Genomic DNA, 14,038 nt, shown 5'->3' on the forward strand with positions numbered 1-14,038 from the left:
GGCACCGACAATTCCGGCCCCTTCCGCGGACCGGTCACCCGATCGAGCGACCAAAGAAAAAACGGGACCCCGCGCGTCGCCGCGTGGGGCCCCGTCCTCTGTGGAGCGTGGGTCAGCTGGTCGGGAAGTTGTCCGTGGTGCTGATCCGGCTCTTGAGCAGCGCACCCGACTCGGTGAGCACACCGCTGCTGGAGTAGTCACCGCCGTTGCACGTGCCCGGCCGCAACGCCGCACTGCTCTCGTTCGCGTCCGAGTACGTCCAGTTCGCGTAACCGATCTTGAGCGAGTCCAGCAGGTCCAGCCAGGCCACCGTGCTCGCCCGGTCGAACGTGCCGCCACCGGTGGCCAGGACCGTCCCGAACTCCGTCACGAACAGCGGCAGGCGCTGAGCCGCCCGGCTGACCGCGGCGCGGTAGTTGTCCTTGTGCGACGCGGCGTAGAAGTGGAACGCGTACATGATGTTGGTGGCGTTGACCGGGTTGTTGATGACCTCGGACTCGTTGGAGCCCTCCGACACGCCCAGCGAGGACCACGCACGCGTGCCGACGATGACCACGGCGTCCGGGTCGGCCGCGCGGATCACCGGGATGACCTGCTCGGCGTAGCTCTTGATCGACGCCCAGCTCACGCCGTTCGGCTCGTTCGCGATCTCGTAGATCACGTTCTTCTTGGCCGCGTTGCGCTGCGCCACGGCCGCGAAGAAGGTCTTCGCCCGGTCGATGTTGTAGTTCGGGTCACCCGGCGTGAGGATGTGGAAGTCGATCATCGCGTACATGCCGCGCGCCTCGGCCATGTCCACCAGGCTGTTCACCCGGTTGGTGAACCCGGACGGGTTCGTCTCGTAGCCCTGCTCCTGCACGTACATCGCGATGCGGAACAGGTCGGACTTCCAGTCGTTCGCCAGCGCGTTCAACGAGTTGGTGTTGTAGCACTTGTCGAACCACTGGATGCCGTGCGTGCTCATGCCGCGCAGCTGGATCGGGCGGTTGTACTGGTTGCACAGGTTCACGCCGCAGACCCGCAGCTGCCCGTTGATCTCGACCGGCGTGCGGCCCACGGGCGGGTTCGTGGTCGTCGTGGTGGTGGTAGTCGTCGTCGTGCTGGTCGACGTCGTGGACCCCGTGCAGACCACGCCGTTGAGCGCGAACGACGTGGGCGTCGGGTTGCTGCCCGAGTACGAACCGACGAACCCGAGGTCGGTGGACCCGCCGGTGCCCAGCGTCCGGTTCCAGTCGACGTTGGTCGCGGTGGCCGTGGAGCCCGACTGGGTCCACGTCGCGTTCCAACCCTGGGACACCCGCTGCGAGGTGTTCGGGAAGGCGATGGTGAGCGACCAGCCGGAGATCGTGTCACCGAGGTTGGTGACCTTCACGCCCGCCTGGAACCCGCCCGACCACTGACTGGTGACGGTGTAGTCAACCTTGCAGCCTTGGGCGGCGGCCACGGCGTTCGGCAACGTGATCGTCGCCGCGGAACCGAGGGCCACCGCGCAAGCCGCAAGAACTGCGGTGGAGCGCTTCACTGAGCCCCTCCTCATCTCGACAAATGTCTGGGAGCGCTCCCAGACCCGCCGCGAAACGTACACCGATCGATGCGTTCACGTATAGACCGCGTCTCGCAGAGTGACACGGCGCGTGACGGTGCGTGTCCGTTGAGCGAGGTCACGCCAGGCGTCAACCGAGCTGCGGCACCCACTGGTAGTCCATCTGGCGTGCCGTGGCAACGGCCAGCTCAACGGTGGTCAATCGGCCGACCAGGTGCAGCGACAGGTCGAGACCGGCGCTGATCCCGGCACTGGTGGCCAGGTCGCCGTGGTCGAGGAACCGGACGTCGTCGCGCACGTCCAGGTCCGGCCACCGGCGGCGCAGGTCGGCGACGTCCTCCCAGTGCGTGGTGACCGGGCGTTCGTCCAGCAGACCGGCGGCGGCCAGCACGAACACCCCCGTGCACACCGAGGCGACGACCTCGGCGCGCGAACGGGTCCGGCGCAGCCAGGCCGACACCTCGGGCATCGCCTCGACCTCGTCCACCACACCGCCGGGCACCAGGACCACGTCGCACCCCGGCGCGTCACCGAGACCGACGTCGGGCACCATCCGCAGCCCGCCCCTGGCGCGCACCGGCCGCGCACCGGCGGCACCGATCGTCACGACCTCGAACGGCGCGGCCGAACCCCGGCGCACGGCGACGCGGCCGGCCACGGAGAACACCTCGAACGGCCCTCCCGCGTCCAACACCTCGACCTCGTCGAACAGCAGCAACCCGACACGCCTGGTCATCGACACCCCGCCCCGGCACGCACGCACCGGCGGCACTCGCGGGCCGATGCGGCGACCACCCCGTGCGCCGCGATGGCGAGCACACCGGCGAACGCGGTCAACGGCCAGTCGGTCGACAGGGCCGAGGTGACGCCCAGCGCGACGGCGGCGAGCGCCATGCCGACCGCGGCGGCGGACGCCGTCCACGCCACCGCCGACGGCAGCCGGTGCGGCGTGGGCAGCAGGCGGGTGAGCGGGCCGGTGGCCACCAGCGCTGTCACCGCGAGCAGGCCGGACGCGGTCGCCACCGCGGCCAGGTGCACGGCGAGCGCGCCCAGTCGCCAGTCCGGATCACGGGCGACGACGTGCACCATGAACCGGCACACCACCAGGACCGGCACGGTGACCGCGGCGACCCGGGCGGTGCGGCGGGTCTGGGCGATGGTCAGCTCCCGCTGGAACGACGGCGCGAGCTCGTCCGCCGTCCCGAAGTCCAGCACCGCGCGGTGTGCCGCCTGGGCGCGGGGGACGCCGAAGCGGGTCTGCGCCTCCACCGCGTCGACCAGGCCGTCGCGCACCTCGCGCATCATTGCGGCCTTGGCCCGCGCCGGGCCGTGCAGGGACGTGGTCAGCGTCGCCAGGTAGTCCTCGACCGGGTCGGCGCGCGGCGCGGTGCTCACGTCGCCCGCCTCGCCGACGCGGTCGGGTCCAGCACGGCGTCGATCGCGGCGGTGAACTCCCGCCACGTCGACCGGGCGCCCGCCAGGTCGCGCCGACCCGCCTCGGTGAGCTCGTGGCACCGCCGGGGCCGGTCGGACACCGGTTGCCGGCGGCTGCGCAGCAAACCCAGCCGCTCCAACCGGTTCAGCGCCGGGTAGACGGTGCCGGTGCGCAGTTCGAGCGCGCCGGCGCTGCGCCGCTGGACCGCGGTGATGACCGCGTAGCCGTGCAGCGGCCCCGGTTCGAGCACCGCCGGCAACATCGCGTCCAGGTGCCCGCGCACCGCGTCCGCCTTCATGGGTTGGCAGCCTACACAACGACTACGTAGGTGTGATACCTATTGGCAGTCGACATATGTTGGCTGTCTACGCAACGAGGAGTCACCCGGTGACCAAGCTGCTGCTCTCGGTCCACGTCATCGCCGCGATCCTCGCCGTCGGGCCGATCGCCGTGGCCGCCTCGCTGTTCCCCCGCTTCGCGCGCGAGTCGCCGACCGGGACGGCGGTGTTCCTGCACCGCACGTGCCGCACCTACACCGTCGTGGGCGTCGCCGTGCCGGTCTTCGGCGTCGCCACCGGGGCGAGCCTGGGCGTGCTCGGTGACGCGTGGCTGCTGGTGTCGGTGCTGTTGACGGCCGTCGCGGCGGGCCTGCTGGCGTTGACGATCCTGCCCGCCCAGCGGCGGATGCTCGACGGCACGACGGCGTCGGCGAAGCGGCTGGCCATGACGACCGGCGTGTTCAACCTGCTGTGGGCGGTCGTGGTCGTGCTGATGATCGTGCGCCCCGGCTCGACGACGGGGGCTTGACGGGGACGGACGAAGCCGACCGCCTGGTGCGGGGGACGCGGTGTCCCCGCACCAGGCGGTGGTCACTGCTCGATCAACTGGCGGCGCAGGTGGGCGTCAGACCCGACGCCGAACCCGTGCCCTGGAAGCCGAACTCGGTCGACATCCCGGCCGCGACGCGACCGTTGTAGCTCACGTTGCGCCACTGCACGGCACCGGAGTTGCCGCTGCGGTCGGCGCTCCACGCGTTGGTGACCGACACGCCGGACGGCAGGTTGGTCGTGACCGTCCACCCGTTGATCGCCGACGAGCCGGCGGTCACCTTCACCGTCGCCACGAACCCGCCGTTCCAGGAGTTCAGCGACACCGAAGCGGTGCAGCCACCCGGACCGTTCGTGGTGGTCGTGGTCGTCGTGGTGGACGTCGTGGTCGAGGTCGTGGTGGACGTCGTGGTCGACGTCGGCACGGTCGAGCCGCCACCGTTGAGGGCGTTCAGGGTCGAGGTGTAGGCGGCCTTCTTGTTGCCCGAGCCGTCGAACAGCAGCGGGGTGCCCGAGGCGCGCCACGAGTCGGTGTCGCGGATGCCCCACACGGTGATGCCGGTGCAGCGCGTCACCGCGAGGCAGGCCTTGACGACCCGCTCGTAGTTCTGCGCCTGCGCGGTGCCCGAGCCCTCGATGTCGAGCTCGGTGATCTGCACGTCCACGCCGAGGGCCGCGAAGCTCGACAGCGTGGTCTGGTAGTTGCTCGGCACCGGGCTCTGGCTGTTGAAGTGCGACTGCAGGCCGACGCAGTCGATCGGCACGCCGCGCTGCTTGAAGTCCTGCACCATCCGGTAGACGGCCTGGGTCTTGGCGTGCGTCCAGTCGTCGGTGTTGTAGTCGTTGTAGCAGAGCTTGGCACCCGGGTCGGCCGCCCGCGCCGCGCGGAACGCCGCCTCGATCCAGTCGTTGCCCGTGCGCTGCAGGTTCGAGTCACGACGCGCGCCGGTGGAGCCGTCGGCGAACGCCTCGTTCACCACGTCCCAGGCGTAGATCTTGCCCCGGTAGTAGGTGGCGACCTGCGTCACGTGGTTCAGCATCGCGCTGCGCAGCGCGGTGCCGGACATGTTCTGCATCCAGCCGGGCTGCTGCGAGTGCCACGCCAGGGCGTGCCCGCGGACCCGCATGCCCTGGGCACGGGCGTGGTTGACGATCCGGTCCGCGTTGCCGTAGCTGAACTGGTTCTGCTGCGGCTCCGTCGCGTCCATCTTCATCTCGTTCTCGGCCGTGACCATGTTGAACTCACGGTTGAGAATCCCGACGTAGGTCGAGTCGCTGAGCTTGTTCGCGGCGACGGCCGTGCCGAAGTAGCGGCCCGACTCGGCCGCCGAGGCGGCGAGCGTGGTGCCGGCGTTGGCCGACGTCGCCAGGAGCACCGCGGCACCCGTGGTGGCGGTCACCAACGTCGACACGAGTGCCGCTCGCAACACTGACCTCGATGTCAGCTTCATGTTTGCACCTTCTGGGAGCACCTGCGGGTTCGGCAGGTGGTGGGTGGTTGCTCGGGCGACCCGAACCCGCCGGGCGGGGTGGTCCGGATCCGCACACTCGGCCGAGCAGGACCCGGTGCCACGGGATTCCTGCCGGCCGACGACAAGTCGGTGTTGAGTCGATCCTCCACAGCGTGCGCAGCGCAGGCGGAAGCAGTCGGGGGCGGCACCCGACCGCATCCGGCCTGAAACTTTTAGAAGTATTAACCGAAACAGATAGGTCTGGCAAGCACCGAAATGACCGGGCCGTGCGGACTCGCGCAGGCCACCCCGCGACTGTCCCGCACGCCGACAGGGACGTACCCGCGACCGTCCACAACTCGGTCGCGGGTATCAAAGACCCAGTTAGAGCACCATAGCAAGGCGACCTGGAACGATACCGACCTCCACCACCGGGCTATCGACACCAAACTCGGCAGGCTACGAAAGTGTTCGAAACAAGGTTCGCAACTTTATCGCGCACTATGGTCCGATTACCGGTAGGCGGGGTAGGCCGATCGCCATTCAGCCCATCGGCCAGCCCGTGTACGCCTCCGCCAAGTGGGTGGCGGCGGCCGTGCTGGAGGTGACCAGTTCCAGCTCGCCGAGCTGCCGCTTGAGGTCGAACGGCGACCCCGCCGGGTCGGTGTGCAGCATGGACGTCATCCACCACGAGAAGTGCTGCGCCCGCCACACCCGGCGGGCCGCGGTCGGGCCGTAGGCGTCCAGCGGCTCGGTGGACCCGGTGGCGAAGTGCTCCTCCAGCGCGCGGGCCAGCACGACCACGTCCGCCACCGCGAGGTTGAGCCCCTTCGCGCCGGTGGGCGGCACGACGTGCGCGGCGTCGCCGGCCAGGAACAGCCTGCCGTGCCGCATCGGCTCGCACACGTAGCTGCGCATCGGGATCACGCCGCGGTCGAAGATCCGGCCCTCCGCCAGGCTGAAGCCGTCGCCGGCGACCCGGGCGTTCAGCTCGGCCCAGATCCGGTCGTCGCTCCAGTCGTCGGCGCGCTCGCCGGGATCGCACTGGAAGTACATCCGCTGCACCTGGGGCGTCCGCGTGCTGATGAGCGCGAACCCCCGTTCGGAGTGCGCGTAGATCAGCTCCTTCGAGGACGGTGGCGCCTCGGCCAGGATGCCGAACCACCCGAACGGGTAGGCGCGGAAGTAGTCGGTGCGCACGTCGTCGGGGATAGCACGCCTGCTGATGCCCGAGGAGCCGTCGCAGCCGGCGATCACGTCGCAGCGCAGTTCCACCGGCGTGCCGTCCGCGTCGGTGAACGAGATGACCGGCTCGTCGGACGTGACACCGCGCAGCGCCACGTCGCTCGCGCCGAACCGGAGGTCCGCGCCGCCCGCGAGTCGTGCCGCGATCAGGTCCTTGAGCACCTCGTGCTGCGGGTAGAGCCAGACCGCCCGGCCGGTGAGCCCGGTGAAGTCGATCCGGTGGCCGCGTCCGCCGAACCGCAGCTCGATCCCCTCGTGCCGCGCGCCCTCGGCCGACGCCCGCGCGCCGACGCCCATCGCGGTCAGCAGCTCCACCGTGCCCTGCTCCAGCACGCCGGCGCGGATCGTCTGCTCGATCGCCGCACGACTTCGCGTCTCGACGACCACGGAGTCGACACCGCGTTCGGCCAGCAGGTGGGACAGCACCAGTCCGGCGGGACCGGCGCCGACGATTCCGACTCTCGTTCGCATGGGCCAAGCCAAGGGCGGCGTGCGACCGTTCGCCAGGCCGGGCTTCCACTGGGTGGAAGCAACGGCGATTTCGACCCGGCACCGCGGTTACGTTCGGCACCCGGCCTCCGGCGCCGGGCGTTCGGAGGAGAACCGGCATGGCGGTCAACGGTGACGCACCCCGGCGGTCGATGGCTGGGCGGGCGCTGGCGCTGCTCGGCGTGTTCGACCCGGCCCATCCCCGGCTCAGGCTCACCGAGCTCGCGCGGCGGGCGGACCTGCCCCTGGCGACCGTCCACCGGCTGACCGGCGAGCTGGTGTCGTGGGGTGCGCTGGAACGTGACGCGGACGGGTACTACAGCATCGGCCTGCGGCTGTGGGAGGCGGCGACGCTGGCCCCGGTGGCCGGTCGGCTGCGGGAGGTCGCGCTGCCGTTCATGCAGGACCTGTACGAGGCGACCCGCGAGAACATCCACCTGGCCGTGCACGACGGCTTCGACGCGCTGTACGTGGAGAAGCTGTCCGGCCACCGCTCGGTGCCCGTCATCTCGCGGATCGGCGCACGGCTGCCGCTGCACTCGACGGGGGTCGGCAAGGCCCTGCTCGCCCGTGCCGGCGCGGAGTTCCTGCGCTCCTACCTGGAACGCCCGCTGCCGCGCTTCACCCGTTACACGATCACCGAGCGGGCACGGCTGGTGCGCGAGGTGCGTGCGACGGCTCGGCGCGGGTACGCGTTGACCAACGAGGAGATGACGCTCGGCTCGTGCTCGGTCGCCGTGCCGATCCCGGTCGAGGGGCACGGGCCGGCCGGTGCGCTGGGCATCGTGGTCCGGTCCGTGCGCACGGACCTGCACCGGCTCGTCCCCGACCTGCGTGCCGCCGCGGACGCGATCGCACGGCGGCTGGACGAATCACGCGTCCCCGGAGTGGCGGAGGGCGGGTTTGTGCACCTTGCCCGAGGCGGTTCGCGGTAGGTGGTCGACGAGGTCGATGTGGACCGGGACCTTGTACTTCGCCAGCCGGGTGAGCAGGAACGCCCGCAGTTGCGCCGGGGACGGGCCGCCGGCGGCACAGCGGACGAAAGCCCGGCCGACTTCGCCCCACCTCGGGTCCGGCACGCCGATCACCGCCGCCTCCACCACGTCCGGGTGCTCGACCAGCGCGTTCTCCACCTCGGCCGGGTAGACGTTCTCGCCGCCGGAGATGAACATGTCCTTCAGCCGGTCCACCACGAACAGGTGACCGTCGAGGTCGAACCGCCCGACGTCACCCGTGCGGAACCACCCGTCCGGGTGGAAGGCGGCGGCCGTCGCACCGGGGTCCCGCCAGTAGCCGGGCGTGACGTTCGGGCCGCGCACCAGCACCTCGCCCGGCTCGTCCACCGCAGCGTCCACGCCTTCGTCGCGCACCACCCGCACGTCGCCGAAGAACACCGGCACGCCCGCCGAGCCGACCTTGCGGACGCTCTCCCCCGCCTCCAGGAACGTCGCACCGGGCGCGGCCTCGGTGAGGCCGTACCCCTGGCAGAACGTCAACCCGCGTGCCTGGTAGGCGCGGATGAGCGAGTCGGGCACGGCCGCGCCGCCGCACAGCAGGTGCCGCAACGACGACAGGTCCGCGGTGGCCCAGCGCGGTGACGCGGCCAGGTCGGCGTACATCGTGGCCACGCCGAACGCGTACGTGATCCGCTCGCGCTCGATCACGTCGTACACCCGGTCGACGTCCCACGACGAGGTGATCACCACCCTGCCGCCCTTGATGAACGTGGGCAGCAACGTCTGCGCCAGCGCGGCGACGTGGAACAGCGGCGCGGACACCAGTGTGCGCTCCGAACTGGTGATGTCCATGCCGACCAGCAGGTTGTAGGTGTTCCAGATCAGGTTGGCGTGGGTGAGCACCGCGCCTTTCGGCCGACCCGTCGTGCCGGACGTGTAGAGGATGAGAGCGGCGTCGTCGACGTCCACCACCTCGTCGATCGGGTCGGCGGAACCCTCCGCCAGCCACTGCTCGTAGCCCTCGTCCACCGCGACGACCGCACCGGGAAACCCCGAGCCGCGCACCACCTCCGCGCACTGCGGCGCGTGCACCAGCAATGACGGCCCCGAGTCCGCCAGCACGTGCCCGACCTCGGGCGCGGTGAGCCGGAAGTTCACCGGCACGAAGATCGCACCGAGCACGTGTGCGGCGAACATCGCCTCCACGAACGACGGGTGGTTCGGCCCCAGGTAGGCGACCCGGTCACCCGGACCGACGCCCGCCGCGCGCAACCGGTGCGCCAGGCGCGTGACGCGCACGGCGAACCGGGCGTAGGTGACGGATCCGGAGTGGACGATCGCGACCCGGCCCGGCGACATCCGCGCCCGCCGGTAGGGCCAGCTCCCGAGCCCCGCGTTCCGCACTTCGGTCCTCCTGTCAGGGAAGGGCGACGGGCTGGAGGTCACGGGTGCTGGTCTCCTTCAACGCCAGCACGCACACGACCGTGAGCGCGCAGAACCCGGCGATCGTGGCCGAGATGAGCGTCAGCCCCTGTCCACCGGTGGCCTGCTGGATCCCGGCGAACAGCAACGGCGCGACGCCCGCGCCCAGGCCGGCGACCTGATAGCCCAGGGACGCGCCCGTGTAACGGTTCTCCGTGCTGAACAGCTCGCTGTACAGGGCCGCCAGCGGCCCGTACATCATCGGGTGGATGACACCCTGGCCGAGCACCAACGCGAGCGTCAGCAACACCGTGTCACCGCTGTCCACCAACGGGAACAACACGAACGCGTACCCCGCCATCGCGACCGCGCCCGCCACCACGACCGGCCGCCGGCCGAACCGGTCCGACGCCGCCGACCACGCGAGGATGCCCACGACCGCGCACGCGGAGGAGAGAGTGAGCGCGTTGAGCACGGTCTGACGGGCGTGACCGGCCGCCACGCCGTGCGCCACCACGAACGTCGTCAACGTCGACTGCGCGACGAACGCGGCCAGCCCCACGCCGATGCCCAGCAGCAGCACGCGCGGGTGGTCGCGCAGCACGTCCAGGAGCGGCACCCGCCGCTTGCCGCCCACCCGCCGCTCGCCGCCCTCCTGCCGCACGGCCCGGAACGCCGGTGTCTCCTCGACCCGGTGCCGCACGAACAACCCGACCCCGAGCAGCACGACGCTGATCAGGAACGGGATCCGCCAGCCCCAGTCCAGGAACGCCCGCTCGCCCACCGCGGCGGCGGTCGCCGTGAGCGCCAGCGACGACAGCACCAACCCGCACGGCGCGCCCGCGTTGGTGAACCCCGCCCACAGCCCGCGCCTGCGGGTGGCGTGCTCGGCGGACATCAGCACCGCACCGCCCCACTCGCCGCCGACCGCGATGCCCTGCACCACGCGCAGGACGACCAGGCCGACCGGCGCCAGCCCGCCCACCTGCGCGTAGGTCGGCAGCAACCCGATGAGGAAGCTGGCCACCCCCATCAGCGCCATGGACAGCACGAGCATCCGCTTGCGGCCGAGCAGGTCACCGAAGTGCCCGAACAGGATCCCGCCCAGCGGCCGGGCCAGGTAGCCGGTGGCGAACGTGCCGAAGCTCGCGATGGTGGCCACGAGCGGGTCGAGGGAGGAGAAGAAGACCTTGTTGAACACCACGGCGGACGCGGTGGCGTAGAGCAGGAAGTCGTAGTACTCGATCACGCTGCCGAGGAAGCTCGACGCGACGGCGCGACGCAGTTGGACGTTCGGCGTGTTCGGCGTGTTCGACATGGTGGCCCTCAGGTGTAGTGCCGGTACACGGCGCGCGCGACGCACGCCGGTTTGTCCGAGCCGTCGACCTCGACGGTGAAGTCCAGCACCAGCGCGACACCGCCGTCCGCGACCTCGTCCGCCGAGACGACGCGGCCCGCGAGCCTGATCTTGTCGCCGACGCGCACCGGGCTGGGGAAGCGCACCTTCTCCAAGCCGTAGTTGACGCTCATCCGGACGCCCTCGACGGCCAGCAGCTCGGAGAACATCGGGATGATCAGCGCCAACGTGAGGTAGCCGTGCGCGATGGTGGTGCCGAACGGCCCGGCGGCGGCCCGCTCGGGGTCGACGTGGATCCACTGGTGGTCGTCGGCGGCGTCGGCGAAGGTGTCGACCCGGTCCTGGGTGATCCCGCGCCACCCGGTGTGCCCGAGGTCCTGCCCGGCCAGCGCGAGGAGTTCGGCACGTCCGGTCACGGTGGTGGTCATGTGCGCTCCGCGTCGTCGGTGGCGAGGCCGAGCAGCCTGGCCGCGTTGTGCTTGAGGATCTTGGGGCGGACGGCGGGCTTGAGGTCGAGCTCGGCGAAGTCGGCCAGCCAGCGGTCCGGGGTGATCACCGGGTAGTCCGAGCCGAACAGCACCTTGTCCTGCAACAGGGAGTCGGCGTAGCGGACCAGCTGCGGCGGGAAGTACTTCGGTGACCACCCGGACAGGTCGATGTGGACGTGCGGCTTGTGCGTGGCCACCGCCAACGCCTCGTCCTGCCACGGGAACGACGGGTGCGCCAGCACGATCCGCAGCTCCGGGAAGTCCACCGCCACGTCGTCCACCAGCATCGGGTCGGAGTACTTCAGGCGGACGCCACCGCCACCGGGCACGCCCGCGCCGATCCCGGTCTGCCCGGTGTGGAACAGCGCGGGCACGCCGAGCTCCTCGATGACCTCGTACAGCGGGTAGGCCATCGGGTCGTCGGGCGCGAAGCCCTGCAGGCTGGGGTGGAACTTGAAGCCGCGCACGCCGTGCCGCTCGACCAGCCGGCGCACCTCCCGTGCGCCCGCACGCCCCTTCCACGGGTCGACGCTGCCGAACGGGATCAGCACGTCCGCGTGCTCGGCGCAGTTCGCCGCGACCTCTTCGTTCGGGATGCGCGGGTGGCCGGTGGCGTGCTCCGCGTCGACGGTGAAGACGACGGCCGCCATCCGCCGTTCCCGGTAGTGAGTCGCGATCTCGTCGACGGTCGGCCTGCGGTGGCCGTGCGCGCCGAAGTACTTCTCGGAGGCCGCCATCAGCACCGGGCTCAACGACGGGTGCCCGTCCCTCGACACCTCGGCGTGGGTGTGGAAGTCGATGGCCACCAGCTCGTCCAGGGCGATCACCACGTCACACCGCCGGTGGTGTCGGCGCGGGGATGCCGTAGGTCTCCGGTTCCGCGCCGACACCGGTGGCCCACGACTCGGCGATGGCCGCCGCGGTCCACCCGCCCTCGGCGAGCGCCACCGCCTTCTCGCCGGGGTGCGACCAGAGCGACAGCCGGTCGCCGCCGATGCCGATGGCCTGGCCGGTGACGTGCCGGGCCGCGTCGGAGGCCAGGAAGACGATCAGCGACGCGACGTCCTCGACGGTGCCGAGTCCTTCGTCCTTGCGCAGCCAGTCCGGGAACGGCGCACCGGTGCGCTCGGCCTCCTCGATGACGGGCGCGAACGCGGGGATCGTCCTGGTCATGTCGGTCGCCGCGACCGGCACGACGGCGTTGACCGCGATGTCCGCGCGGGCCAGTTCCAGCGCCCACGTGCGGGCCATGGCGACGATGCCCGCCTTCGCCGCCGCGTAGTTGGTCTGCCCGAAGTTGCCCCGCTGACCCGCGGGCGACGAGATCAGCACCAGGCTGCCGCCCCGGCCCTGCTCCCGCATCCGCACCGCCGCCGCGCGGCCGCACGTGAACGTGCCGCGCAGGTGCACGTCGACCACGGCGTCGAAGTCCTCGTCGGACATCTTCCACAGCACCTTGTCGCGCAGGATGCCGGCGTTGGCCACCAGCACGTCGAGCCCGCCGAACTCCTCGACGGCGGTCGCCACCAACCGGTCGGCGACCTCGGCCCGGCCGACCGGCGCGATCACGGCGACCGCCCGCCCGCCGTCCGCCGCGATCGCCTTCACGACCGCGTCCGCCGCCTCCGCGTCCACGTCGTTGACCACGACCGCCGCACCGGCCCGCGCCAGGGCTTCGGCGTACGCCCGGCCGAGCCCCCGGCCACTGCCGGTGACCACCGCGACCTTCCCCAGCAAGTCCATGACAGCGAAGCTACGGCACTTTTGTGACGGCCGTCCAGAGTCTGCCCGATATCAACCCGCTCCCCCACCGTTGACGTCTCCGGACCGGCGAGCCGACAGGCCGGCGCGGCAGGCCCGTGCCGCGCGCGTCCGGCTCAACGCCCGACCCGGGTGGCCCTGCCCGCGAGGAACTCGGTGGGCGTGCAGCCGGTGAGCGCGCGGAAGTCCCGGTTGAGGTGGGACTGGTCGGCGTAACCGCACGCCTGCGCGACGTCCGCCCACGCGGGCGGCGAGGCCCCGGTCAGCAGGGACACGGCGTGGTGCAGCCTGGCGACGCGGGCGACGGCTTTGGGTGGGAGGCCGATCTGCTCGCGGAACCGGGCCGCGAGGTGGTGGCGGGTCCAGCCGACCTCGTCGGCGAGCGCGTCGACGCGCACGCGACCCGCCGACGCGGTGAGCCGCTGCCACGCGCCGTGCACCTGCCTGGTCAGGACGAGGCCGTGGCGCACGCGCGCGGCCAGGTGGTCGTCCAGCAGCCGGAACCGGGCAGGCCAGTCGGGAGCCTCGGCGATCCGCTCGGTCAGCAGCCGCGCCTGCGCGCCGAGCAGGTCGTCGAGCCCGATGGCGGCGTTGGCCAACTCCCGCAGGGGCAGGCCGAACAACGCGTAGGCGCCCACGGGCGTCATCGCGATGGTGATTCCCCGGGACGGTCCCGCCTGCTCCACCGTCCACGGCCGGTCCCGCAGCCCCAGGACCGGCGACGTCGGCACGTCACGCCCCGCGGCGGGATCCGGCGCGGTCGACCGGCGGACCGGCGGCGCTTCGAGTTCGACGGACACCACGACCACGCCGAGCGGGGCCATCCGCCAGGACGTCGGGTCCATCCACCGGTAGTCGTGCGCGGTGTAGGTCAGCACGTGGTCGGCCAGCCTCGGGTCGGGCAGGCCGAAGACGCGTTCGGCCGGCGTCCGCGCGACGTCGCGGCCCGGCACCACCAGCGACCAACCGGCCATCGGCCCTCCCCCACGGCCACCTTACTTTCGTCCAAGACGACCGGCGGAGCGGTCCTTAGGGTCGATTTCCCCCACGCGGAAGGGGATCCG

Annotated in this window: 14 protein-coding genes; 2 read left to right on the forward strand and 12 right to left on the reverse strand. The window is 71.4% G+C overall.

What is annotated here, in order from left to right:
- Positions 1-112 precede the first annotated feature (112 nt).
- From B0I31_RS34005 to B0I31_RS34020, 4 genes are all read right to left on the reverse strand, one after another.
- Complete coding sequence (locus tag B0I31_RS34005) at positions 113-1,522, reverse strand: cellulase family glycosylhydrolase (protein ID WP_106619512.1); 1,410 nt, start codon at positions 1,520-1,522, stop codon at positions 113-115.
- A 151-nt stretch (positions 1,523-1,673) separates the two neighbouring features.
- Positions 1,674-2,279, reverse strand: a complete 606-nt coding sequence (locus tag B0I31_RS34010; protein ID WP_106619572.1) for a DJ-1/PfpI family protein — start codon at positions 2,277-2,279, stop codon at positions 1,674-1,676.
- A complete protein-coding gene (locus tag B0I31_RS34015) occupies positions 2,276-2,938 on the reverse strand; it encodes a permease prefix domain 1-containing protein (protein WP_106619513.1) in 663 nt (220 codons plus the stop codon). The genes B0I31_RS34010 and B0I31_RS34015 overlap by 4 nt, the downstream gene beginning before the upstream one ends.
- Positions 2,935-3,276, reverse strand: a complete 342-nt coding sequence (locus B0I31_RS34020; protein WP_106619514.1) for a PadR family transcriptional regulator — start codon at positions 3,274-3,276, stop codon at positions 2,935-2,937. Before B0I31_RS34020 ends, B0I31_RS34015 begins: the two co-directional genes overlap by 4 nt.
- Positions 3,277-3,365: 89 nt before the next feature.
- Between B0I31_RS34020 and B0I31_RS34025 the strand changes: the two genes are divergently transcribed.
- Positions 3,366-3,785: a hypothetical protein gene (locus B0I31_RS34025; protein WP_106619515.1), complete on the forward strand. Its 420-nt coding sequence runs from the start codon at positions 3,366-3,368 to the stop codon at positions 3,783-3,785.
- Between the two features lie 73 nt (positions 3,786-3,858).
- On the opposite strand, the gene B0I31_RS34030 is transcribed toward B0I31_RS34025, so the two are convergent.
- Complete coding sequence (locus tag B0I31_RS34030) at positions 3,859-5,256, reverse strand: endo-1,4-beta-xylanase (RefSeq protein WP_106619516.1); 1,398 nt, start codon at positions 5,254-5,256, stop codon at positions 3,859-3,861.
- A gap of 543 nt (positions 5,257-5,799) precedes the next feature.
- The gene (locus B0I31_RS34035) at positions 5,800-6,972 is read right to left on the reverse strand and encodes a 4-hydroxybenzoate 3-monooxygenase (RefSeq protein ID WP_106619517.1); all 1,173 of its coding nucleotides are present in this window, start codon (positions 6,970-6,972) and stop codon (positions 5,800-5,802) included.
- Positions 6,973-7,109: 137 nt separating this feature from the next.
- Between B0I31_RS34035 and B0I31_RS34040 the strand changes: the two genes are divergently transcribed.
- Positions 7,110-7,925: an IclR family transcriptional regulator gene (locus B0I31_RS34040; protein WP_106619518.1), complete on the forward strand. Its 816-nt coding sequence runs from the start codon at positions 7,110-7,112 to the stop codon at positions 7,923-7,925.
- Here B0I31_RS34040 and B0I31_RS34045 read toward each other — a convergent pair.
- The 6 genes from B0I31_RS34045 to B0I31_RS34070 form a co-directional block, all read right to left on the reverse strand.
- Complete coding sequence (locus B0I31_RS34045; RefSeq protein ID WP_106619519.1) at positions 7,863-9,350, reverse strand: acyl-CoA synthetase; 1,488 nt, start codon at positions 9,348-9,350, stop codon at positions 7,863-7,865. The genes B0I31_RS34040 and B0I31_RS34045 overlap by 63 nt on opposite strands.
- Positions 9,351-9,363: 13 nt before the next feature.
- Positions 9,364-10,686 carry an MFS transporter gene (locus B0I31_RS34050; RefSeq protein ID WP_106619520.1) on the reverse strand — a complete coding sequence of 441 codons (1,323 nt, stop codon included), beginning with the start codon at positions 10,684-10,686 and terminating at the stop codon, positions 9,364-9,366.
- An 8-nt stretch (positions 10,687-10,694) separates the two neighbouring features.
- A complete protein-coding gene (locus B0I31_RS34055) occupies positions 10,695-11,153 on the reverse strand; it encodes a MaoC family dehydratase (RefSeq protein ID WP_106619521.1) in 459 nt (152 codons plus the stop codon).
- Positions 11,150-12,043 carry an amidohydrolase family protein gene (locus B0I31_RS34060; protein WP_281262339.1) on the reverse strand — a complete coding sequence of 298 codons (894 nt, stop codon included), beginning with the start codon at positions 12,041-12,043 and terminating at the stop codon, positions 11,150-11,152. The genes B0I31_RS34055 and B0I31_RS34060 overlap by 4 nt, the downstream gene beginning before the upstream one ends.
- A gap of 1 nt (position 12,044) precedes the next feature.
- The gene (locus tag B0I31_RS34065; RefSeq protein WP_106619522.1) at positions 12,045-12,956 is read right to left on the reverse strand and encodes an SDR family oxidoreductase; all 912 of its coding nucleotides are present in this window, start codon (positions 12,954-12,956) and stop codon (positions 12,045-12,047) included.
- Positions 12,957-13,090: 134 nt separating this feature from the next.
- Positions 13,091-13,948: a helix-turn-helix domain-containing protein gene (locus B0I31_RS34070; protein WP_106619523.1), complete on the reverse strand. Its 858-nt coding sequence runs from the start codon at positions 13,946-13,948 to the stop codon at positions 13,091-13,093.
- Positions 13,949-14,038: the final 90 nt, after the last annotated feature.

Source organism: Saccharothrix carnea (assembly GCF_003014735.1).
Taxonomy (GTDB): domain Bacteria; phylum Actinomycetota; class Actinomycetes; order Mycobacteriales; family Pseudonocardiaceae; genus Actinosynnema; species Actinosynnema carneum.